The 22,092-nt window shown below is 68.4% G+C and carries 20 protein-coding genes; 9 read left to right on the plus strand and 11 right to left on the minus strand.

All coding sequences use genetic code 11. The features are described 5' to 3' along the window. The first annotated feature begins 518 nt into the window (after positions 1-518). Positions 519-752: a WhiB family transcriptional regulator gene (locus K7711_RS39020; protein ID WP_040827503.1), complete on the plus strand. Its 234-nt coding sequence runs from the start codon at positions 519-521 to the stop codon at positions 750-752. 170 nt (positions 753-922) lie between these two features. Here the strand turns inward: K7711_RS39020 and K7711_RS39025 are convergent, their stop codons facing one another. Next, positions 923-1,399 (minus strand): metallopeptidase family protein, encoded by a 477-nt coding sequence (locus K7711_RS39025; RefSeq protein ID WP_169541908.1) that lies wholly within the window; start codon positions 1,397-1,399, stop codon positions 923-925. Positions 1,400-1,529: 130 nt separating this feature from the next. On the opposite strand from K7711_RS39025, the gene K7711_RS39030 reads away from it, so the two are divergent. The 5 genes from K7711_RS39030 to K7711_RS39050 all read left to right on the plus strand — a co-directional run bounded on the left by K7711_RS39030 (position 1,530) and on the right by K7711_RS39050 (position 6,869). Continuing rightward, positions 1,530-1,922, plus strand: coding sequence for a DUF3499 domain-containing protein (locus K7711_RS39030; protein ID WP_222976734.1), 393 nt, complete (start codon positions 1,530-1,532; stop codon positions 1,920-1,922). Positions 1,923-1,979: 57 nt separating this feature from the next. Continuing rightward, positions 1,980-3,356, plus strand: a complete 1,377-nt coding sequence (locus K7711_RS39035; RefSeq protein WP_222976496.1) for a phosphomannomutase/phosphoglucomutase — start codon at positions 1,980-1,982, stop codon at positions 3,354-3,356. Positions 3,357-3,462: 106 nt separating this feature from the next. Beyond that, entirely contained in the window at positions 3,463-4,641 is a 1,179-nt protein-coding gene (locus K7711_RS39040; protein ID WP_222976498.1) for a tobH protein, read from the plus strand. After that, a complete protein-coding gene (gene manA / locus K7711_RS39045; protein ID WP_222976500.1) occupies positions 4,641-5,855 on the plus strand; it encodes a mannose-6-phosphate isomerase, class I in 1,215 nt (404 codons plus the stop codon). Before K7711_RS39040 ends, manA begins: the two co-directional genes overlap by 1 nt. A gap of 93 nt (positions 5,856-5,948) precedes the next feature. Beyond that, complete coding sequence (locus K7711_RS39050; RefSeq protein ID WP_222976502.1) at positions 5,949-6,869, plus strand: cation diffusion facilitator family transporter; 921 nt, start codon at positions 5,949-5,951, stop codon at positions 6,867-6,869. Between the two features lie 116 nt (positions 6,870-6,985). Here the strand turns inward: K7711_RS39050 and K7711_RS39055 are convergent, their stop codons facing one another. From K7711_RS39055 to rfbD, 5 genes are all read right to left on the minus strand, one after another. Continuing rightward, the gene (locus K7711_RS39055) at positions 6,986-8,452 is read right to left on the minus strand and encodes a phytoene desaturase family protein (protein WP_222976504.1); all 1,467 of its coding nucleotides are present in this window, start codon (positions 8,450-8,452) and stop codon (positions 6,986-6,988) included. Between the two features lie 23 nt (positions 8,453-8,475). Next, entirely contained in the window at positions 8,476-9,048 is a 573-nt protein-coding gene (locus tag K7711_RS39060) for a TetR/AcrR family transcriptional regulator (protein WP_222976506.1), read from the minus strand. Positions 9,049-9,293: 245 nt separating this feature from the next. Beyond that, complete coding sequence (manB, locus tag K7711_RS39065) at positions 9,294-10,346, minus strand: mannose-1-phosphate guanylyltransferase (protein ID WP_372460238.1); 1,053 nt, start codon at positions 10,344-10,346, stop codon at positions 9,294-9,296. A gap of 194 nt (positions 10,347-10,540) precedes the next feature. Continuing rightward, the gene (locus K7711_RS39070) at positions 10,541-11,458 is read right to left on the minus strand and encodes a glycosyltransferase family 2 protein (protein ID WP_308015145.1); all 918 of its coding nucleotides are present in this window, start codon (positions 11,456-11,458) and stop codon (positions 10,541-10,543) included. Positions 11,459-11,467: 9 nt separating this feature from the next. Continuing rightward, positions 11,468-12,310 carry a dTDP-4-dehydrorhamnose reductase gene (gene rfbD, locus K7711_RS39075; protein WP_308015158.1) on the minus strand — a complete coding sequence of 281 codons (843 nt, stop codon included), beginning with the start codon at positions 12,308-12,310 and terminating at the stop codon, positions 11,468-11,470. A gap of 164 nt (positions 12,311-12,474) precedes the next feature. Here rfbD and K7711_RS39080 point away from each other — a divergent pair, with 164 nt between their 5' ends. The 3 genes from K7711_RS39080 to K7711_RS39090 all read left to right on the plus strand — a co-directional run bounded on the left by K7711_RS39080 (position 12,475) and on the right by K7711_RS39090 (position 16,241). After that, complete coding sequence (locus K7711_RS39080; RefSeq protein WP_308015146.1) at positions 12,475-13,944, plus strand: LCP family protein; 1,470 nt, start codon at positions 12,475-12,477, stop codon at positions 13,942-13,944. Further along, a complete protein-coding gene (locus K7711_RS39085; protein ID WP_222976512.1) occupies positions 13,932-14,648 on the plus strand; it encodes a TIGR03089 family protein in 717 nt (238 codons plus the stop codon). The genes K7711_RS39080 and K7711_RS39085 overlap by 13 nt, the downstream gene beginning before the upstream one ends. A 288-nt stretch (positions 14,649-14,936) precedes the next feature. Then, positions 14,937-16,241, plus strand: a complete 1,305-nt coding sequence (locus tag K7711_RS39090) for a cytochrome P450 (RefSeq protein WP_222976514.1) — start codon at positions 14,937-14,939, stop codon at positions 16,239-16,241. Positions 16,242-16,254: 13 nt separating this feature from the next. Here the strand turns inward: K7711_RS39090 and K7711_RS39095 are convergent, their stop codons facing one another. From K7711_RS39095 to K7711_RS39115, 5 genes are all read right to left on the minus strand, one after another. Then, the gene (locus tag K7711_RS39095) at positions 16,255-17,829 is read right to left on the minus strand and encodes a carboxylesterase/lipase family protein (protein WP_222976516.1); all 1,575 of its coding nucleotides are present in this window, start codon (positions 17,827-17,829) and stop codon (positions 16,255-16,257) included. A 147-nt stretch (positions 17,830-17,976) separates the two neighbouring features. Then, positions 17,977-18,249, minus strand: a complete 273-nt coding sequence (locus K7711_RS39100; RefSeq protein ID WP_040827341.1) for an Rdx family protein — start codon at positions 18,247-18,249, stop codon at positions 17,977-17,979. 140 nt (positions 18,250-18,389) lie between these two features. Further along, positions 18,390-18,794, minus strand: coding sequence for a YchJ family protein (locus K7711_RS39105; RefSeq protein ID WP_222976518.1), 405 nt, complete (start codon positions 18,792-18,794; stop codon positions 18,390-18,392). Between the two features lie 364 nt (positions 18,795-19,158). Then, positions 19,159-19,599 (minus strand): hypothetical protein, encoded by a 441-nt coding sequence (locus tag K7711_RS39110; protein ID WP_222976520.1) that lies wholly within the window; start codon positions 19,597-19,599, stop codon positions 19,159-19,161. Then, entirely contained in the window at positions 19,584-21,989 is a 2,406-nt protein-coding gene (locus K7711_RS39115; protein ID WP_308015159.1) for an AAA family ATPase, read from the minus strand. The genes K7711_RS39110 and K7711_RS39115 overlap by 16 nt, the downstream gene beginning before the upstream one ends. Between the last annotated feature and the right edge of the window lie 103 nt (positions 21,990-22,092).

The raw sequence follows: 22,092 nt of genomic DNA on the forward strand, positions 1-22,092 counted from the left end.
AACGGCCTAGAACCGGGTCGCGGATAGTAACGGAATTGTGTCGGCAGCTTGACCACCGCGCCGTCCGGCGTGTCTAATCACAGGCATGTCATTCCGGGCATGCGCGAGAGCACAAGGCGCAGACCAGGTTTCGAACAAATGTTCGAACAGGAATGACGAGCTCGGGGATGTCCGCGGGACAACGTCGCGGTGTTGGGCCGTCGGTTTGCACATCGGGTCCGACGGATAAATCTTTCTGCGCTAACACACAGTGAGGAGGCGGAGCGATGGCCGAGGAGCTGGCCCCGTCGGGCATTCCGGGTGGTGTATCGCAAACCGATTCCACGGCAGGCGCAGTTCCAGGCGTCTGCACCGACCGCTGGATCGATGAACGAGAGGGGGGAAGCATGGTGACCGGAATCGAGTCGGACACACCCGTACAGCTGGACGGTCACACGCAGCAGGGCGGCCAGTGGGCACGCACACAGCGCAAGCCCGAGCCGCCACAGCTGAGCCTCATCGTCACCGACTTCGATGCGATGTTCGACACCATCGAGGAGCAGTGGCAGGAACGGGCCCTGTGCGCCCAGACCGATCCGGAGGCGTTCTTCCCCGAGAAGGGCGGCTCGACGCGCGAGGCGAAGCGGATCTGCATGGGCTGCGAGGTCCGGGACGAGTGCCTGGAATACGCACTCGCCCACGATGAGCGTTTCGGTATCTGGGGCGGCCTGTCCGAACGCGAACGCCGCCGCCTCAAGCGCGGCATCGGCTGACCCGCCTCTCCGCGACTTCAGCGGGTCGTGGGTGCCGCGAGACTTGGGCTTCGGGCCGACGGTTGGGTGGATCCTCGGGTTCTGGGCGTTCCCGGGGAGTTACCGATGTACGTGCGAGATCAGTTCTTGCTTTTCGTTGTCCGCCTCGCTTCGCATCGGAGGCGATGGCGTCATTCCTCGGGGTCGATGACGTCCGGTTCCACGCCCAGGTAGGTCGCGATTTGTTGGACCAGTACCTCGCGTAGCAGGTCGACCAGGTCGTCCGGGTCGTTGGCGCGCAGCTCGAGGGGTTTGCGGAACAGCACTACGCGGGCGCGGGTGGCCGCGCCGCGTGAATCGACCCCCGCGGGAATCAGCCGGGACAGCGGCACCGCGCCGTCGGCCACCACCTCGTCCGGCCAGGTCACCGAATCCGGGTGCAGGGCACGGATTTTGGGCACGTCGTCGACCGCGATATCCAACTTCGTGAGCCGGTCGTGCCAGCGGCTGTCCAGGGGCGCGAACGCCTCGAGCACCAGTCGGTCGAACTGCTGCCCGCGTGTGCGCCAGGCCGGAACCGTCGGCGGCAGCATCGGGCCGCGTACCCCCCGCCCGCGACGGATCACCGACCGTGCCGTCGGCGGTCGCCGCTTCCGTGAACGCGTCATAACCACGAGATTAGTCACTCCGCCCGGCACCGGGGCGAGGAGGTGAACGCGACAAACTGGTATGCCGCATTCGCGCGTGTCTCCTCGGCGCGCGGGCCCCGGGAGGGTTACTCTCCTTTGCGTGATTCCCATGCGTCGTTGCTGCCGACCCGGCTGCAAGAACCCGGCCGTCGCGACGCTGACCTACGTCTACTCGGATTCGACGGCCGTCGTCGGCCCGCTGGCCACCGTCGCCGAACCGCATTCCTGGGACCTGTGCGAGACCCACGCCTCTCGGATCACCGCTCCCAAGGGCTGGGACATGGTCCGCCACGAAGGCAGCTTCTCCTCCGCCACTCCCGACGACGATGATCTGACCGCGCTGGCCGAGGCCGTGCGCGAGGCCGGGATGCGCCGCCGCCCAAGCGAACCCGAACAGCGCGGCTACTCCGCGGAGTACCAGCCCGCACCGCAGCGCCCGGCCCGTCCGGCGCGCACCGGCCGCCGTGGGCACCTGCGTGTGCTGCCCGACCCGCCGAACTGAGTGGCGGATCCGGGACGGAATATGTCCTGGCGCATGGGCCCTACTAGGGTGTTGGGCATGACGGTCGCTCGGTCTGCCGAATCGGTTCAAGCAGTTGTCAAGGCTTATGACGTGCGGGGTGTGGTCGGAGAGCAGATCGACGAGGATTTCGTGCGCGACGTCGGCGGGGCTTTCGCCCGCCTGATGCGCGCGGAGCAGGCGACCCGGGTCGTCATCGGCCACGATATGCGCGACTCCTCCCCCACGCTGTCCGCCGCTTTCGCCGCCGGAGTCCTGGCGCAGGGCCTGGACGTGGTGCAGATCGGCCTGGCCTCCACCGACGAGCTGTATTTCGCCTCCGGACATCTGGGCTGCCCCGGCGCGATGTTCACCGCCAGCCACAATCCCGCTCGCTACAACGGCATCAAGTTGTGCCGCGCCAACGCATTGCCCGTCGGCCAGGACACCGGACTGGCGACGATCGCCGAGGAACTCGTCGAGGGCGTCCCGGCGCACGACGGCGCACCGTGCACCGCCACCGAGGAGAGCCTGCTCGACGCCTACGCCGAATTCCTGCGCGGGCTGGTCGATCTCGGCGGCATCCGCCCGCTGAAGGTCGCGGTCGACGCGGGCAACGGCATGGGCGGGTACACCGTGCCCGCGGTGCTGGGCGCGGTGCCTGCGCTGACCATCGATCCGCTGTTCTTCGAACTCGACGGCTCGTTCCCCAATCACGAGGCCAATCCGCTGGATCCGAAGAACCTGGTCGATCTGCAACAGCTGGTCCGCACCTCGGGCGCGGACATCGGCCTGGCCTTCGACGGCGACGCCGATCGCTGCTTCGTGGTGGACGAGCGCGGCGAACCGGTCTCGCCGTCGGCGATCACGGCCCTGGTGGCCGAGCGCGAGCTGGCGAAAGAGCCGGGCGCGACCGTCATCCACAACCTGATCACCTCGCAGTCGGTGCCGCAGCTGGTCACCGAACTCGGCGGCACCGCGGTGCGCACCCGCGTCGGCCACTCGTTCATCAAGCAGCAGATGGCCGCGACCGGAGCGATCTTCGGCGGCGAACATTCCGCGCACTACTACTTCCGCGATTTCTGGGGTGCGGACTCGGGCATGCTCGCCGCCCTGCACGTGCTGGCCGCGCTCGGCGGCGCAGGCCGTCCGATGTCGGAACTGGCGTCGTCCTATTCGACGTATGCGGCCTCGGGCGAGATCAATTCGACGGTGGCCGATGCGAAGGAGCGGACGATGGCCGTGCTCACGGCATTCCAGGATCGGGCCGTCGCAGTGGACCGGCTGGACGGGGTGACCGTGCAGCTGCCCGAGGACGCGTGGTTCAATCTGCGCGCCTCCAACACCGAGCCGCTGCTGCGTCTCAACGTCGAGGCTCGTTCGACCGAGGAAGTAGACGCACTCGTAACCGAGATCCTGAGCATCGTGCGCGGCTGACTGGAATAGTGGAATCACAGGGTGTGTATTCGCCCCCGGACTTTTCACTCCGTACGGACAGGTTCTCCCGGCCTGGTGACTCGATGAGGGGAGGTGGCAACGCCCGATGATCGCAGGGACACCTGTTCTCGACCTCGATGACGTCGCCTCACTGGAGGCCGCCGATTCCGGGGGGACATTGCGTTCGGCCGCATCCGGTGGCGCCCAGGTGCGCGCCACCGCGGCGGCCATCGGCGAAGGCGTGCTGACACGGCTGAGCGATATGCGGCCGCGCAGCCTCGTGATCGTGACCGGCGCGGGTCGTGCCGCGCGGGCGGCCGCCCTGCTGGTGGCCTGTCTGGGCGATCGCGCGGCACTGCCGATCGTGCCCGTCACGGCGATCCCGCAGTGGGTGGGCCCGCTGGACGTGGTGCTCGTCGCCGCGGACGATGCGGGCGATCCGCGGGTGATCGGCGCGATCGATCGGGCGCTGCATCGTGGTGCGGAGGTCGTGGTGGCCGCACCGGACGAGGGTCCGCTGCGCACCGCCGCCGCCGGACGCGCGGCCATGCTGCCGCCTCGGGTGCCGGTGCTGGACCACAATCGCCTGCTGCGCTATCTGGCCATCGGCATCGCCGTCCTGCAGGCCATCGATCCGACGCATATCGGTCCGCTCACACCGGATCTGGAGGCGCTGGCCGACGCACTCGACGCCGAGGCCCTGCGCGACGGACCCACCAACGAGGTCTTCCACAACCCGGCGAAGATGCTGGCCGCGCGGATGCACCAGCGCAGCATCGTGCTGTCCGGGGACTCCCCTGCCGCGACGCAGGTGGCCGCGCACATCTCCGAGGTGCTGCTGTCAGCGGCCGGGCAGATCGGGACCGCCGCCGAACTGGCTCAGGTGGCGGCCGCGCACAACCTGATCTCCGAGGCCGCCGGCGCCGCCGCACCCGGTTTCGATCCGCTGTTCCACGACGAGCAACTCGACGGCCCGGCCCCCGTACAACGGGTGGGCCTGTTCGTGGTGAGCGCGGACGCCGATCAGCTCGCCGCGCATCGTCGCCTAACCATCTTCGGCGCCGGATCCGGCCTGATCGACGCCGAGTTGGTGAACGTCGACGCCGAACTGATCGCCGGACAGCCGGGCGAGCAGAGTCCGCGAGCCGTACGCCCCGGCAGCGAGCTCGAGCAGCTCGCGGTGCTCGTGCTGCGGCTGGAGACGGCCGCGGCCTACCTGCGCCTGCTCGGCGGTCCCGCGACACCGGCCGATCGTTCTGCCCACTACGACGGGGGCCCTTTCTAGTGCACGAACTCGTGGGTGCGTTGCGTTCCTATGCCTGGGGCTCACGCACCGTTCTGGCTCAGCTGTGCGGACGTCCGGTGCCATCGGCACATCCCGAGGCCGAACTGTGGTTCGGCGCGCACCCCGCCGACCCGGCGCAGGTGCGCGTCGACGGACGCACCGAATCGCTGCTCGAGTTCGTCGCGGCGGATCCGCAAGGTCAATTGGGCGCGGTGGCACCGGAATTCGGCGGACGGCTGCCGTTCCTGCTGAAGATTCTCGCGGCCGAGGAGCCGCTGTCGCTGCAGGCGCATCCCAGCGCCGATCAGGCCCGCGCCGGATTCGAGCGAGAGAATCTGCAACGGGTGCCGCTGGATTCGCCCATGCGCAACTACCGGGACGACAGCCACAAACCCGAATTGGTGGTGGCGCTGAACCGATTCGAGGCGCTGGCCGGATTCCGTGATCCGCACCGCACCGTCGCGCTGCTGACCGCCCTGGCCGTTCCGGAGCTGAAGCACTATATCGAACTGCTTGCCGCGCAACCGGATTCGTCGGGCCTGCGGACGGTCTTCACCACCTGGATCACGCTGCCGCAGGCCATGCTGGACACGCTGCTGCCCAAGGTGCTCGACGGCTGTGTGCGCTATCTGGCCGACGGCAACGAGGAATTCACCCCCGAGGCGCGCACCGTTCTCGAACTCGCCGAGGCGTATCCGGGCGATGCCGGTGTGCTGGCCGCGCTGCTGATCAACCGGATCACCCTCGAACCCGGCCAGGGTCTGTTCCTGGCGGCCGGGAATCTGCACGCCTATCTGAACGGGGTCGGAGTGGAGATCATGGCCAACTCCGACAACGTCCTGCGCGGCGGGCTCACCCCCAAACACGTCGACGTTCCCGAACTGCTCCGCGTGCTGGATTTCGAACCGCTCGCCCTGCCTATCATCACCCCGGAGCCGGTCGACGAGCATTCGTTCCGATACTGCACGCCCGCAACGGAATTCGCGCTGCGCCGCTTCGAACTCGAGGCCGGGGCCGACCCGACGCCGATTCCGCGCACCGGGCCGGGCATCATCCTGTGCACGGCCGGGACGGTGCGGCTGCTGCAGGGGGTCGACGACCTGGAGATCACCCCGGGCGGCGCGGCCTGGATCTCCGCGGCGGACACCAATATTCGCGCGCAGGCGGTCGACGGGGCGGCACAGCTGTTCTGCGCCTGCGTGGGTGGTGAGTAGTGCTCCCCGACCCGATGTCGGACCATTCCGCTAGGGTTGCGGACAAATCGGACACTGATCGAGCAGGGCGACGAAAGGGTAGGGGCGAGGGGTATGTCTGCGAGTGGCGGTAAGAAGGCGATCTTCGCTGCACTCAGCGCGAACGCGGGCATCGCAGTCGCCAAATTCGCCGGTGCGCTGATCACCGGATCCGGATCGATGCTGGCCGAGGCCGTGCACTCGCTGGCCGACACCGGAAATCAGGGACTGCTGCTGCTCGGTCAGAAGCGCGCCGAACAGGAGGCCGACGAGCTGCATCCGTTCGGCTACGGGCGCAATCGCTACTTCTACTCCTTCGTCGTGGCGCTGGTGCTGTTCACGCTCGGCTCGATGTACGCGATCTGGGAGGGCATCCACAAGATCCAGCATCCGGAGGAGCTGAGTTCACCGATCGTGGCGGTCGTCATCCTGGCCATCGCCGCGGTGCTGGAGGGCTTCAGTTTCGCCACCGCCATGAAGGAGTCCGCGGCGTTGCGCGGCAGCACCGGATGGTGGCGGTTCATCCGCAATTCCCGCAATCCCGAACTTCCGGTGGTGATGCTCGAGGACAGCGGGGCCCTGGTCGGCCTGCTGATCGCACTGCTGGCGGTCGTGCTGACCATGCTCACCGAAAATCCGGTCTGGGACGGTATCGGCACTCTCGGCATCGGAATCCTGCTGGGCGTCATCGCCGTCGTGCTGATCGTGGAGATGAAGAGCCTGCTCATCGGCGAGGGCGCGACTCCCGAGCAGATCCGCGCGATCCGGGAGAACCTCGTCGACAGCACCCACATCGATCGGGTCATCCACCTGCGTACCGAATACCTGGGTCCCGAGGAACTCCTGGTCGCCGCCAAGGTTGCGATCGTGCCCGGTCTGGAGATCGGCGATATCGCCACTGCCATCGACGCCGCCGAGGAGCGCGTCCGCACCGCGGTCCCCATCGCCCGCCTCATGTACATCGAGCCCGATCTCTACCGCACCCAGCCCGCCTAGCACCGCGACCGCGCGGGCGGGCCGCATTCCGGTCGCAGCGTGATCATGGCGTCCGCCGCGAGATGACGCACCGAACAGCGATCGGTTGTCGTGCAACAGAATTGCTCGCCCGGCGGTCAGCCGGGGATCGCGGCGGTTCCGGCGGCGAGGGTGAGTGGATCGGTGCGGATGCCGAAGCGGGTGCGCAGGGCGTGCGAGGCCGCGTGCAGACCGGACATGCCGTGCACGCCCGGGCCGGGCGGGGTCGATGCCGAGCAGAGGTAGACCCCGGGAAGCGGAGTCGAGTACGGGTTCCAGCGTGGAGTGGGACGTAACAGGGTCTGGCGCAAGGTCATCGCGCCCGCCGAGATGTCGCCGCCGACGTAGTTCGCGTTGTACGCGGGCATCTGCACGGCCGTGCGGACGTGCTGGGCGAGGATCAGATCGCGGAAACCCGGTGCGAAACGTTCGATCTGGGCGATCACCTCGGCACTGACGTCGCGCGAGGAGCCGTTGGGGACGTGCGCGTAGGCGTAGAGCGTGTGATTGCCCTGCGGCGCACGGGAATCGTCGACGACGCCGGGTTGGATGACCAGTACATACGGCCGATCGGCATGACGTCCGGCGGCGACGTCCCGCTCGACCGCGAGCGCCTCGGCTCGGGTGCCGACCAGATGCAGTGTCCCGGCCAACGCGCATTCCGGCGTCCGCCAGGGCACCGGCCCCGACAGCGCGAAATCCACCTTGCAGGCCGCCCCGCCGTAGCGGACCCGGGACAGTTGGGCGGCGTAGCGGGCCGGCAGGCGATCGCCGCCCAGCCGCAAAAGCTCCGCGGGTGCGGTATCGAGCAGAATTGCCTCCGCGCCCTGCAATTCGTCGAGCGAGTCGATCCGGTAACCGGTCACGATACTTCCGCCGGACCGTTCGAGTCCGCGAGCCAGTGCGTCGACGATGGTTCGGCTGCCGCCCCGCGGAATCGCCCATCCGCCCACGTGCGCAAGGGTGCCCAGCAGCAGCGCGACGCCCGCGGCGGAGAATGCGCGCGGCGGGACGATCGCGTGCGCGGCCACCCCGGTGAACAGCGCGGCGGCGGCTTCCTCTCGAAAACGCACGTTCCACAGCGGCGATGCCTGTTCCAGCAACCGGCGGCCGAAACGCACGCCGGTGATCGCGTCCAGCGGCGGATGACGGGTGTCGGACATCGCCAGGGCCACGAGTTCCGGCCATTCGCGCACCAGCGGACCGAACAACCCTCGCCACGACGCGCCGTCGCGGCCCAGCCCGGACACCGTGCGATCCAGGTCGCGCCAGGCCAATCCGGCCGCGCCACCGTCGAGCGGATGGGCGTAGGAGATCTCGGGGGTGAGCAGCTCCACACCGTGCGCGGCCAGATCGAAGGCGCGGAAGAACGGGGAGGCCACCGCCATCGGATGCGCGCCCGCACACTCGTCGTGCTGGAAACCGGGCAGGGTCGTCTCGGCGGTGCGACATCCACCGCCGAGCGTGTCCGCCGCCTCGAACACCTGCACATTCAGTCCCGCGCGGGCGCAGATCACCGCCGCGGCAAGACCATTCGGCCCGGATCCGACAACGGCGACGTCCATGATCACCATGGTAGGGGCAGATCTCAGCGGCGTGTCCAGTGGTCGACGAGGACGGCCAGGCGCTGGTCCCGAAACGCCGGACGCAGCCGGCCGTGCTGTTCCAGCGTCGCCAGCCCGTGCAACGCCGCCCAGCCGACCTCGGTGAAGGTCTCCACGTCGTGCCCCGCGGCGAAAGGCGCGAATACGGCCGCGAGCTCGGCGAACGCGTCCTGCAGCGCCTGGGGCGCACCCTCACCGAAGGTCAGATTCACCTTCTGCACGAACATCGCGTCGTACAGCGCGGGACTGTCCCGGGCGAAGTCCAGATAGCCGGTCGCGACGGCGGTCAGGGCGGCTTCGGGGGTCTGCGCCGCGGCCCGCAATTCTCGGGACCGAACCGCTATCTCGGCGCACCCCTGTTCGGCGACGGCGGCCACGATCGCATCACGCCCGCTGAAATGGCTGTAGAGCACCGGCTGGCTGTATTCGATCGCCTCGGCCAGCCGCCGCACGGTCACCGCCTCCCAGCCCTGAGTCTCGGCGATCTCCCGAGCGGCATCGATGATCATCTGATGCCGCTCGGCTTTTTGCCGTTCGCGTCGCGTCTGGGTGCTCATATCTGAATCCTAGCATCGCTAGACAATGTAGCCGTGCACAATCTAGCATTCGCCACATCAGTTAGCGCTGCTAGATTCTGGCGCCGAGGCCATGAGATCGGCCCGCATCGCCACCAGCGCACTGCTTCATCCACGAAAGCCGGACTGCGCCGACTCCCGCCCCGGCCGGAGTCACCATCGCCCGAACAAGACCGGCGAGATCCGCTGCGGCACAGCAGGAATCGGCAGCGGCCTGCCGAGAATTCCTAGACGTCGGTGGAGAATCGGATCCCGCCGTCGGGCAGATCGACGCCGGGCCAGATGCGGGCGCCGCGCAGGAGTTCGCAGCGGGCCCCGACACTCGCGCCGTCACCGATCACGGCGTCGCGGACCAGAGCCCGCGGGCCGATCCGAGCGCCGAAGCCGATGATCGAACGTTCCACTGTGGCACCGGCTTCCACGCGCGCGCCGTCGAACAGGACCGCGCCGTCCAGGCGCGCGCCCGCGCCGACCTCCGCGCCGCGGCCGACGACCGTACCGCCTATCAGCAGCGCACCCGGAGCAACACCGGCCCCCGGATGCACCAGCGACTCGCCACGCTGGCCCGGCAGCGCGGGCGAGGGCGCGATACCGCGCACCAGATCCGCCGAACCGCGCACGTAATCCTCGGGAGTGCCCATATCGCGCCAGTACGAGACGTCCACGTGGCCCTGGATGTGCGCACCCTCGGCCAGCAGCGACGGGAACACCTCGCGCTCCACCGACACCGGACGCCCCGTGGGGATCTTCTCGATGTACTCGCGGCGGAACACGTAGCAACCGGCGTTGATCTGATCGGTCGGCGGATCCTGGGTCTTCTCCAGGAAGGCGGTGACCCGCCCCGAATCGTCGGTGGGCACACAGCCGAAGGCACGCGGATCGCTCACCCGCACCAGGTGCAAGGTCACATCGGCCTCGGTCGCGGCATGAGTGTCGAGCACCGCGCCCAGATCCGCACCGCCGAGCACATCACCGTTGAACACCAGCACGGTGTCCGCGCGCAGTTTGGGCAGCACGTTGCGGATACCGCCGCCGGTGCCCAGCGGCTCGGTCTCGGTGACGTACTCCAGATCCAGCCCGAGCTCGGACCCGTCGCCGAAGTGCTCCTCGAACACCTCGGCCTTGAACGAGGTGCCCAGCACCACGTGGGTGATACCCGCATCGGCGATCCGGGCCAGCAGATGGTGCAGGAACGGCAGACCAGCGACGGGAAGCATCGGTTTGGGCGCGGAAAGTGTCAAGGGGCGTAGCCGGGTGCCCTGACCACCCACCAGGATCACCGCGTCGGCCGTCGCGCCGGGCTCGAGCCCGGCGGTACGGTTGGTCGACACCGCCGTACCGCCGTCAGGCCCGGAGGCGGCAGCCTGCGTAACCACGGAGGGCCCGGCGGTACGGTTCGTCGACTCAGCGTTGTCCGCCATCAATCTCCCCTTGTCAGGTTCGGTCCACGCGGGCGTGGGTGGAAGTCGTCGCGCTAACGCTGTGCGTCACGTTCGCGCAGCGCAGATCGAACCGCAAGCCTGCAGCGAATCGCAAGTCCGGCCTTGAGAGCCCACCGCAACGGTGCCTGCCACCAGTGCGGATGCCGATCGGCCTGAAAACGATACGCCGACGCGTGATGGGCGGGCAACATCGTTTCGGGATGGCGGCCCGCCGCGTGGCCCTTCGCATGCGTGACCTCCGCCGAGGGCACGAAAACGTTGTGCCAGCCCGCGCGGCCCATCCGGTCACCGAAATCGACGTCCTCCATGTACATGAAGTACCGGGAGTCGAAACCGTCGATGCTGTCGAACGCGGCGCGGCGCACCAGCAGGCACGAACCCGAGAGCCAGCCCACGGTGCGCTCGGCGATCTGCTCGTTGTCCTGGCGGTAACGCCGTGTCCAGGGATTTCCCGCCCAGATACTGCCGAGAACGGCGTGACCGGCGCCGTCGAGCACGCCGGGCACCGATCGCGCGGACGGGTACACACTGCCGTCGGGTTCGCGCACCATCGGGCCGATCGCCCCGGCGCGCGGCCAACGCTGCGCGGCCTCGAGCAGGGTGTCGATCGAATCGGTACCCCAGCGAATGTCCGGATTGGCGATGACGACGAACTCGATCTCCGGATCGATCTCCGCCACGGCCCGGTTGATCGCGCCGCCGTAACCGATATTGCCGCCGGTCCGCAGTAGCCGAACATGCTCGTTCGCCTCGGCCGCGAGTTCGGGGGTGCCGTCGTTCGAACCGTTGTCGGCAAGGATGACCTGCGGCTTCTCGCCGGTCGCGGTGGCCAGGGTACTGATGAAATGCTCTAGGTGCTCGCCGGGCGAATAGGTCACGGTGACCACGACCAGACGGGGCCGAGGGGTCGTCTCACCGTCGTGCCGTTCTACTGCATCCGAAGAGTTCACCGGTGCAGCCTACTGGTCCGGGCGAGCCAGCGCGTCGTCGAGTGCGAGCCGCCAATCACGCAACGGGGTCAGTCCCGCGTCGGTCCAGGCACGGTTCGACAACACCGAATATGCCGGGCGCGGTGTGGAACTCGGATATTCCGCACTGCTGCACGGACGCACCCGTTCCGGATCCGCGCCGACCCCCGCGAAGACCGCGCGAGCCAATTCGAACCAGCTGGCCCGACCGGCGTTGGTGGCGTGCAGGATCGGCGCGATACTCCGCACATCGGCAGCGACCGATCGAGCCAGTTCGAGCAGACCCGCGGCCAGGTCCGGGGCGAAGGTGGGCGAGCCGATCTGGTCGTCCACGACGGTGACGGTCTCGCGTTCGCGTTCCAGCCGACGCATGGTCGCGACGAAATCGCGCTGATCACCGGTGTAGACCCAGGCGGTGCGCACGATGTGCGCCTCGGGCGCGAGACGCAGCACCGCCTGTTCACCCGCCAGTTTGGAGCGTCCGTAGACGGTGGTGGGCCCGGTCGCGTCGCCGGGCTCGTACGGCTGGGTCCCGGTGCCGTCGAAGACGTAGTCGGTGGAGATGTGAATCAGGGTGGCGCCCACCGCAGTACAGGCCGCGGCCAGTACCGCCGGTCCGGTCTCGTTGCGGGCGAACGCGCCCGCCACATCGGATTCGGCGGCGTCGACGGCGGTGTAGGCGGCGCAGTTGAGCACCACGTCACCGGGTTCGAGAACGGCGCGCACACCTGCGTCGTCGGTGATGTCGAGATCCTCGCGGCGCAATGCCACGACGTCGGGAGCCTGCGCACGCACGGCTCGACCGAGTTGGCCACCCGCGCCGGTCACCACCACACGCCTGGAATTTTCTGGGCACACGCGGGCCAGTCTGGCACGCCACGCCCGTCGCGCTTGAGGGGTGCCCGCGACTGTGTTGGCTAGCCTCGATTCACGGGGTCGATGCGTGGAAAGAGCGTGCAAAGAGTTTTCTTCAGGGCGTGGCCGAAAGGATCAGAGCATTGCCGCAGAAGCTGTCTCCCGCTCGGCCAGGACGACCGCCTGCCGCCCGTCCGGGCCGACTGCTGGTCGCGGCACTCGCGGCCCTGATCTTCATCGTGACCGGTTTCGGCTGGCACAGCGTCGACGGACTGATCTCCGGCATCGAGCGGATCGGCGATCTGGGCCTGGGCGGCGGCAGCGACGGAGCCACCGACATTCTCATGGTCGGCGTCGACAGCCGCACCGATGCGCACGGAAATCCGCTCAGCTCCGCCGAACGGGCGATGCTGCACGCCGGGAACGAGGTCGGCACCAACACCGACACCATCATCCTGATCCGCATACCCAACAACGGCCGTTCGGCCACGGCGATCTCGATCCCGCGCGACTCCTACGTGGACATTCCCGGCATCGGCAAGGGCAAGATCAACTCGGCGTACGGCGCGACGAAGGAAATGACCCGGCAGAAACTCACCGCGAAGGGCGTCTCGGATGCCGAGGCGGACAAGCGGTCCACGCAGGCCGGGCGCGAGGCGCTGATCAAGACGGTGGCCGATCTGACCGGTATCACCGTCGACCACTACGCCGAGGTGGGGCTGCTGGGATTCGTCCTGCTCACCGATGCGGTGGGCGGGGTGCAGGTCTGCCTGAACAACGCGGTCGACGAACCGATGTCGGGTGCGAACTTCCCGGCGGGCGAGCAGCGGCTCACCGGTGCGCAGGCACTTAGTTTCGTGCGTCAGCGTCACGATCTGCAGCGCGGGGATCTGGACCGGATCGTGCGCCAGCAGGTGTTCATGGCCTCGCTGGTGCATCAGGCGCTCAGTGCGAAGATCCTGGCGAATCCGTCCAAGCTGGATGCGCTCAGCAAGGCGGTGGGCCGCACGATCGTGCTGGACGACAAGTGGAACGCACTCGATTTCATGAAGCAGTTGCAGGACCTCTCGGGCGGGCAGGTGCGATTCGAGACGATCCCGGTGGCCGATATCAACGGCAGCACCGACGACGGCGAATCGGTGGTGCGGGTGGATCCGTCCGCGGTCCACGCCTATGTCGCCTCCCTGGTCGGCCGTTCCGGCTCGGGCGGTGTCACCCCCTCGCAGGTGACCGCGGACGTGTACAACGCCAGCGATACCTCGGGATTGGCTTCACAGGTGGCACAGGCCCTGGCGAGCAAGGGATTCCGCACCGGGACGGTGGAGAACTGGTCGGGCGCTCCGGTGTCGACGAGCCGGGTGCTGGCGGCCAGCACTTCCGACGCCAAAGCCGAGGCGGTGGCCAAGGCACTGGGCGGGCTGCCGGTGCGGGCCGCGCCGGGGACGCCGGAGGGGGCCGTGCGGGTGGTGCTGGCCGGTGACTACTCTGGTCCGGGCTCGGCGGCGGGCGAACTGTTCGATACGTCGGGGTCGGGGAGTTCGACCACCGCTACTCCGGTCCCGCCCGCGGCTCCCATCGACGCAGGCCAGAACGGACCGAAATGCGTGAACTGAACCGGACTCTCACCGATGCGCTCCTGGAGCCGATCCTGGCCCGGGACCCGGCCGGACCGCGGATCACCTATTACGACGACGCCACCGGCGCACGCATCGAACTGTCCGCCCTCACCCTGGCCAACTGGGCTGCCAAGACCGCGAACCTGCTCCGCGACGAATTCGGCCTCACCCCCGGCGCGCGCGTCGCGGTGCTGCTGCCCGCGCACTGGCAGACCGCCGCGGTGCTGCTGGGCTGCTGGTGGGCCGGTGCGGAAGTGGTGCTGCGCCCCGACGACGACGCGGAACTCGCGCTGACCACCGCGGGCCGACTCGACGAGGTCGACCACATCGCCGAGGTGGTGGCGCTGTCGCTGGACGCGATGGGCGGTCCGGTGCGCGATCTGCCGCTCGGCGTCACCGATTTCGCGACGTCGGTGCGGACCCACGGCGATCAGTTCCACTCGCGTGGCGCGGATCTCGCGCTGGACGGCACGTCCGTCGCCGACGTTCTGGCGCAATCCCGCGAATCGGCTGCCCGGCAAGGAATCTCGGAGAAGGACCGGGTGCTGTCCGAGGCGCCGTGGGACACCTCCGCCGAGGTGATCGACGGTCTGCTCGCGGTGTACGCGGCGGGTGCGTCGCTGGTGCAGGTGGACAATGCCGATCCCGCGAAGCGTGCGCCGCGCGTCGGCACCGAGCACGTCACCGTGTCGCGATCCTGATCGATCGGCATCGCCATCCGGACGGGTTCGGCATCGCGATCCGAATCGACTCGATGACGCACCCCGTTCGTACATCCGCACACGGTTCGAAAGCGGCTGGGAGTGCGGTTACCGGTAGCGGGTGCGCCTGGGACAGAAGTGTGTACGCGCTGGTATCGCGCTCGTAGCATGGGGCGTGGCAGTCCTACCGCGGTAGGGGTTCGAGTCCGACCGCAGGACGTTTCCGCGAGCAGTACGCGTGCGTACCGTGGATGCCGACCGGACGACAACGACGATTTGGGGGTAGCTATGGGGCCGCTGTACTGGATGCGGTGGATGTCGGTGCAGGGTGTGCCCCGGCTGGCGCTGAAGGCGTACGCCCGGCGCGGTGATCCGCTCGCGCAGTTGTTCGGCGATCCCGCGGTCACTCATGATCCGTACCCGCTGCTCGAGTCGATCCGCGCACGCGGGCGGCTGGTCCGGACGCCGTTCGCCTGGGTCACCGCCGAACACGATCTGTGCCGGAACATCCTGCGCGACAACGCGATGGGCGTGGTCAGCGCGGAGAGCTTCGACATTCCGCGCCCGCTGCGCAAGCTGACCGCACTGGCCCCGCTCCCGCCGAATCCGATGGAACCGCCGTCCATGCTGGTCATCGATCCGCCCGAGCACACCCGGCTGCGGCGATCGGTCTCGGCGGCATTCACCCCGCGGGCCATCGGCCGACTGCGCGATCGCGTCGAATCGGTCACCGAGGAACTGCTCGACGCGCTGCCCTCGAACGGTTCGGCCGATCTGGTGGCCAATTTCGCCGCGCAGGTGCCGATCGCGATCATCTCCGAGATGCTCGGCTTCCCGCACAACACGAAGGACCGCTTCCTGGGCTGGGGCGATGCGATCAGCCCGCTGCTGGATATCGGCATCCCGTGGCGCTCGTACCGCAGTGCCGTGACCGCCATCGAGGAGATGGACGAATTCGCCGATGAGCACATCGCGCAATTACGCCGCACCCCCGGCGAGGACATCCTGTCGAGCCTGGTCACCGCGGGCGAACTCGACGACCAGGATCTGAAGGCCACCGCGAGCCTGCTGATGGGCGCGGGATTCGAGACGACGGTCAACCTCATCGGCAATGCCGTCGTACAACTGCTCGCCCATCCCGACCAGCTCGCCAGACTGCGCGAGGAGCCCGACCTGTGGCCCAACGCCGTCGAAGAGGTGCTGCGTTTCGACGCCCCTGTGCAGAACACCGGACGCGTCGCCCTGGAGCAGGTGGAGTACGAGGGCATCCCGATGCGCAAGGGTACGACCATCGCGCTGTCGCTGGCCGGTGCCAATCGCGATCCGAAGGTCTTCGAAGCGCCCGACCGTTTCGACGTCGGCCGCGCCAACGCCAAGGACCACCTGACCTTCTCCTCCGGCATCCACGTCTGCCTGGGCGCCAGCCTGGCGCGGATGGAGGCGGTGCACGCCCTGCGGGCACTGTTCGACCGCTTCCCCGATCTGCGATTGGACGGCCCACCGGAGCGGCGCCCGCTGTTCACCCTGCACGGCTACAGCCGTATGCGAGCGAACCTCGGCCGCCGCCACGCCGACCACACCACGCCGGTCTGACGGACGCTCCGGCTCAGCTGAAGCCGACGACCTGGTCGCCCCACGCGGTGTAGAGGTCGTGGTCCGGATCGTCCACGATCCGGTCCGCGACGTCGATAAGCAGTGTGGCCCGGGTGGACTCGCGGTACGGCGGCCAGTGCTTGGATCCGTCCAGCGCCGCGGGTACGCCGTGCTCGGCGAATGCCAGCCAGCGCCGCATCATCCGGCCCGAGACCTCCATGGCCGCCTTGCGGCCACCGAGCCAGAACGTCGGATCATGGTTGAGGGTGCCGAAATTGCCGAAGACATACGGCAATTCGGTGGCATGTCCCGCGCCGACCCGCGCCGCCTTCAGCATCGGAGTGGCCTGGTCGAATCGGTACATCCAGGTGCGGGTGTGCCGGGAGTGCGCATCGGCGACCCAGTGCGCGGGCATCCGGAACGCGGCGTCGGTGGACATCGCCAGGGCGCCACGGGGTTTGCTCAGATCCGGGTAAGCAGAGGTGATCTCGGCGATCCGCTCGGGCGACATCTCGGGGTGATCGGCGGCGACTCCCTTGAGCATGGCGTTCACCGCATCCGGGGTGACCGGCATGATCGGCGAGCGGAACAGCCGGAACAGCGATGCCTCGTCCCGGTTGGTGCCGATCATCAGGGGCACCCGATGTGAGCGTCCCTGCTGGAAGCGGTCGGTGGGATAGGTGGGCAGCAGATCGCCGTCCACCACGGGTGCGGCGGCCAACCGGCCCGGGGATTGCAGCGGCACCTCGTCCAGCAGGATCCCGGCCGCCTCGACGATCCGATCGATCGGACATTCGAGCAGTTCGTTCACCCGCTGCCGCGGCAGATCCATCAGTTCCAGGAATCGACCGGCCACACCGATGGCTCGTTCGGGCCCGAAAACCGATGTGGCGGGCGGACTCTGGGCGATGGCCCGATGAAACAGCCCGGCCGCCGGAGGCGAGGTGAGCAGGGCGGTCACACATCCCGCACCCGAGGATTCGCCGAACAGCGTCACATTGCCGGGATCACCGCCGAACGCGGCGATATTGTCACGCACCCACTCCAGTGCCGCGATCTGATCGTGCAGGCCCAGATTCGGCACGAACTCACGACCGAGTGAGGACAGGTCCAGAAAGCCCAGCGCACCCAGCCGATAGTTGACCCCGACCACGACGACATCGCCGGTCTCGGCGAGTTTGCGCCCGTCGTAGATGCCCTGGGCGGCGGTCCCGAGGCAGTACGCCCCGCCGTGCAACCAGACCATCACCGGACGCGGCTCCGAATGTGCTGCGGCGGGAGCCCATACGTTCACCCACAGGCAGTCCTCCCCCATCCGCAGACCGGAATCGACCGGCACCATGGTGCCCATCGTCTGCGGGGCGATCTCACCGAACTCGGTGCAGTCCCGCTCCCCGTCCCACGGGACCGGCGGTTGCGGGCGGCTGAACCGATTGGGCCCGGCGGGGGACGCCGCATACGGAATACTGCGCCAGACGTGCACCGATCCGTCGTGGAATCCACGCACCGCACCCGCGGCGGTGCGGGCTACGGGTTCGGGGCCACGGGTATCCACACCGGGAGCCTCCTGGAAGAATTGAGTGCTCATTCCCGTGCCTCGCTCGTGCTCGACTCCGGTACGACCACCGCGGTAGCTGCGCCTATCACTCGCTGGCCCATGCGGCACCTCCTCAACTCTCTGTAACGAGAGTACGTCCGAGATCATGTCCGACGGCGAAGCCCGAGCGCTCGCACGTCAGCCGCGATCGATATGACCGAGATCGCGACCGGGATCAATCCGGTCGCGAACGCGCTGTTTGAGCAGCGCGATATCGGGGAATCCGCCGTCGGACCTGCGTTCCCAGATCTGGTCTCCGTCGAGTGTGATGCGGAAGACACCCCCGTCCCCCGGGACCAGCGCCACCTCCGACAGTTCGGTGGCGAAGGTACTCAACAGCTCCTGAGCCATCCAACCCGCTCGCAACAGCCAGCGGCATTGGGTGCAGTACTCGATCGCGACTCGTGGCATATCCGCACCCTACGTCGACGGCGGATATGCCCATGGAAAAACTTGTAGCAACTCCTCCGCTTCCTCGGTGCGTCTGTAGTGGGAACGGTATGAGCGTCCCCGGCACCGGGCAATAACTCGAGAAAGCCGCACCCGAATCGTTACATCTCGACATCTCCGTCCAGGTAGCGCCACACGCCCTCGACCCTGGCAAATCTGCTGCACTCGTGCAGCACACCTCGTCCGGCCGCGCTGCGGTAGTGCGCGCGGAATTCCACGACACCGTTGTCGTCGAACGGACCGCCGGCCTGCGTGCGCAGAATCTCCAGGAACATCCAGCGCTGCCCCGGATCCAGCTCGAGCCGACGCGGCCGGGTCCGGGGGTGCCAGGACGCGAGCAGATATGCGGTGTCGCCTACGGCGAACGCGGTGTACCGCGACCGCATGAGCGTCTCGGCAGTGGGTGCGGGCCGGGTGCCGTCCAAGCGCGGCCCGCAGCACTGCTCGAACGATTCACCACTGCGGCAGGGACACCGATCGGCGCCGGCCGGAGATTCGCTGTGCATCGTTCGATTATCGGATCCGGGCGGCCCGCGTACGGACCGCCCGGTCACCGACGCGGGTGCGGCGCCGGGTCATCGGCGCCGCACCCGTCCGGTTCACAGCATGCTGAGCAGGTTGAGGACGCTGGCCAGCGCCGAGCTGGCGTTGGCCACCAGTGCCGAACCGGAGTTGAGCAGGTTGAGCGTATCCATGATGCAGCTCTCTTTCATCGAGACAGATGAAACCCGACCGTGTACAACCGCATTCACGCCGCAAACCGAGCAGCAAGCACACAGTACTGGCCATAGGCCATCCGCATCACCGAAATCCCCATGTTGATAGCGATATTGGGCCGTTAGTCACCGAATTGCCGGACAATACGGGCCATTACGACCGGCCGGTACGTGGTTGCTTGTGCGTAGCCACATCATCGGATTCGGCCAGCGCCGCCAATTCGTCGGCGAGCCGGGCGGTTTCGTCGAACCACCGCCGCAGCTCGACCACGGTCGGGGCCAGCTCGTAGTCCTGGTGATGCCCCACTCGGGACAACGTCGCCCACAGCGCCGAGATCCGGGCCGAGGTCTCCTGGCCGGCATAGGAATCCAGCGCCAGCAGCTGGGCCCGCATGCTGCACCGGGCCAACGGTGGGGCCACCACCAGCCACAGCCGGTCGATGGACTGTTCGAGCGCCAGACGCAGGATCCACACCGTCGCCCGCGACCACAGCCCGCCCGCATCGGTCACGGTGCCGCGCAGCAGCTCATCCGCCGCGGCGAGGCGCTGCGCGACCGTCGGCGGCTGCGACTCCGGCGCTACGGATTCAGCCATTTGACGAATTTCCTGGTCCCGCTGATCAATTCGCGAGTACGGCGATCGATCCGGATATGCGCCCCGGCGGCCGCGTCCCGCAGCACCGCCCGCGCCCAGGCCGCATCACGGTCGAGCAGATCGTTCAGATCGTCCACCCGATCCGGATCGCCGAAGACGGCCAGCGACACCTTCTCCCAGGTGGTGCGCGCGGCGTCGACCCGGCGCTGCACCTCGCGGTGATCGATCCCCTCGGCCAGCAGCGTGCGCCGGGACCTGGCCAGTGCGGCGGCCTCGATCGCCGACCGGCAGCAGGTCACCACCAGTTCGTCCGCGATGGAACGGGGCAACTGTTTGGTGCGCGCCAGGGCGTTGGCATCGCTGAGATAGCGCCGCACCGGATCCTCAGCGACGCGCACCTCCACGGCCGAGCGTTCCCGACGCTGCACATCCAGAACCGTTGCATCCAGCCGCAATCGGCGCACCGCTTCGGCCAGCCGCTCGTCGTGGGTGAACACCACGACCTGACGTCCGCTGCGCGCCGCCGCGGCCAGGACCCGGGCCAAGCCGTCCACCTTGGCCGGATCCATCGCCTGCACCGGATCATCGATGACGACGAAGCCGAACGGACTCTCCGGCACCGTCGCGCGCGGTAGGAACAACGCCAGGCCCAGGGCGTGCAGCTCGCCCTGACTCATCACCCCCAGCGCATTGCTCCCCGCCTCGTCGACGGTGACGTCCAACAGCACCTTGCGACTGGCTCCGGCGTTGCCCTGCAACCGGATCACCCCGAGGTCCACATTGCTCTGCTGGCGCAATCCGCGCCAGATACCGCGGGCGTGCTCGGCCAGCGGAGCCATCCGCTCCTCGCGCAGCCCGGCGGCGGCCGATTTGAGCCAGTCCTCGGCACGCCGGACGGTGTGCAGCTCGGATTCGGCGGCCGCGACCGTCCGTGCACCCTGCAGCCAGGCGGCGATGCGCGGAACCAGTGGCACCCACACCGCGTCGAGCCGATCCAATTCCTTACGAGCCGAACCGCGCAACGCCGCGAGCAGCCGAGCCAGATCCGCGTGGGCGGACCGCAACCGCGCCGGAAACTCCACATCCGGTTCCGCCTGCGCCAGCATCGCCCATGCGGACCAGGCACGCCGCGCCGGTCCGGTGTCCACGTTGGGCGCCTGCGGCGGAGGCGGATCCAGTTCGGCGGGCACCGGCAGCACCAGGGCACGGGCACGTTCGGCGGCGGCGAGGAGAGCGTCGCGAGCAGCGGTGACCGCGGCGGCGCGCTCGGTCAGCCGGGCGATCTGGGTCTCGGTCTCGTGCAACCACTGCGCATCGAGCGCGCCCGCCCCACACACCGGGCAGGCGCACGTGCCCGCGGCCAGCGCATGTGTGCGTGCGCGGGTGAGCAGCTCCAGCACCCGCAATTCGGCCTCGGTATCGCCGGTGGTCAGCTCACTCAGCCGCCGCGCACTCGCCTCGACCGCCGCGGCGGCCTCCGCCACCGACTCCGCATCCGGCAATCGCAGCCGGAGCATCGACTGCAATGCGGCGGTGCCCGCCGGATCGTGCCGGGCGCCCGACACCTCGCCGCCGATGGCCGCCAGATCCGGATCGGCGGCCCGCAGCAACTGTGCGACCCGTGCCGCGCGGTCGTCGGCGACGGAATCCAGAGCGACGAGCAGCTCGTTGCGTTCGTCGCGGGATTGTCTTGCCGCACGCTCCAATTCGAGGCGGCGCACGCGCGTGCGCTCCTGCGCCGCGGTGAGATCGTCCAGGCCCAGCAGCCGATGCAGGGCGTCGAACAGATCACTGGGGCGGCCGTCGACCAGCGCGCCGAGTTCGCTGTAGGACAGGAACGGCCGGTAGAGCTCGAGTGCACGAGACCATCGATCGACGCGAAATTCGGTGGGGTCGCTTGCTTTTCGTGATTGCGTCCAGGTGCCGCCGGCGAGATCGGCGCCCTCGGGCCACTCGCGGGCGATCGTCAGCGCGCCGTCCGGAGCGGCTGCGGTGAGCTCCACCTCGACCCGGGAGGTATTGCCGTCGTGCAGGTTTCGCCATCCCTCGCGCCAGACCGAAGCCCGGCCCGCCCAGCGGCGCGTATCACCGGTCAGGGCCAGCTCGGCGGCCTCGGCGAAACTCGATTTACCGGATCCGTTGCGCCCCACCACGAGCGTGAGCCCCGGGCCCGGATCCAGACGAAGCGACGCCTCGGGGCCGATACCGCGAAAACCGCGAACTCGGATGGTGCGCAGGAAGATTCCGTTCATCCCCAGGCTCGGCGACGGGTCGGGTTCGGCGTCCAGCGCGGCCAGCACCGCACTCGATACCTGCGGGGTGATCGTCGGATCGGCATCCAGGCGGTGCAGCACCAGATCGGACAGGCGTTGCGCGACGCCGGTGGACACGTCCCCCAACTGCCACTCCCTCCGCAAACGCCATAGCGCGTTCGGACTACCGACATGCCGACGCTACCGGATGCGCCGCGCACTCGCGTATGCCGGAGGCCGC

This window comes from Nocardia coffeae (assembly GCF_019890715.1).
GTDB classification, from domain to species: Bacteria; Actinomycetota; Actinomycetes; order Mycobacteriales; family Mycobacteriaceae; genus Nocardia; species Nocardia jiangxiensis.

Bases quoted from the DNA above. Each gene is read 5' to 3' on its own strand.
- K7711_RS39020 (WP_040827503.1), top strand. From the start codon at position 519: ATGTTCGACACCATCGAGGAGCAGTGGCAGGAACGGGCCCTGTGCGCC.
- K7711_RS39025 (WP_169541908.1), bottom strand. From the start codon at position 1,399: ATGACGCGTTCACGGAAGCGGCGACCGCCGACGGCACGGTCGGTGATC.
- K7711_RS39030 (WP_222976734.1), top strand. From the start codon at position 1,530: ATGCGTCGTTGCTGCCGACCCGGCTGCAAGAACCCGGCCGTCGCGACG.
- K7711_RS39035 (WP_222976496.1), top strand. From the start codon at position 1,980: ATGACGGTCGCTCGGTCTGCCGAATCGGTTCAAGCAGTTGTCAAGGCT.
- K7711_RS39040 (WP_222976498.1), top strand. From the start codon at position 3,463: ATGATCGCAGGGACACCTGTTCTCGACCTCGATGACGTCGCCTCACTG.
- K7711_RS39050 (WP_222976502.1), top strand. From the start codon at position 5,949: ATGTCTGCGAGTGGCGGTAAGAAGGCGATCTTCGCTGCACTCAGCGCG.
- K7711_RS39055 (WP_222976504.1), bottom strand. From the start codon at position 8,452: ATGGACGTCGCCGTTGTCGGATCCGGGCCGAATGGTCTTGCCGCGGCG.
- K7711_RS39060 (WP_222976506.1), bottom strand. From the start codon at position 9,048: ATGAGCACCCAGACGCGACGCGAACGGCAAAAAGCCGAGCGGCATCAG.
- K7711_RS39085 (WP_222976512.1), top strand. From the start codon at position 13,932: ATGCGTGAACTGAACCGGACTCTCACCGATGCGCTCCTGGAGCCGATC.
- K7711_RS39090 (WP_222976514.1), top strand. From the start codon at position 14,937: ATGGGGCCGCTGTACTGGATGCGGTGGATGTCGGTGCAGGGTGTGCCC.
- K7711_RS39095 (WP_222976516.1), bottom strand. From the start codon at position 17,829: ATGAGCACTCAATTCTTCCAGGAGGCTCCCGGTGTGGATACCCGTGGC.
- K7711_RS39100 (WP_040827341.1), bottom strand. From the start codon at position 18,249: ATGCCACGAGTCGCGATCGAGTACTGCACCCAATGCCGCTGGCTGTTG.
- K7711_RS39105 (WP_222976518.1), bottom strand. From the start codon at position 18,794: ATGCACAGCGAATCTCCGGCCGGCGCCGATCGGTGTCCCTGCCGCAGT.
- K7711_RS39110 (WP_222976520.1), bottom strand. From the start codon at position 19,599: ATGGCTGAATCCGTAGCGCCGGAGTCGCAGCCGCCGACGGTCGCGCAG.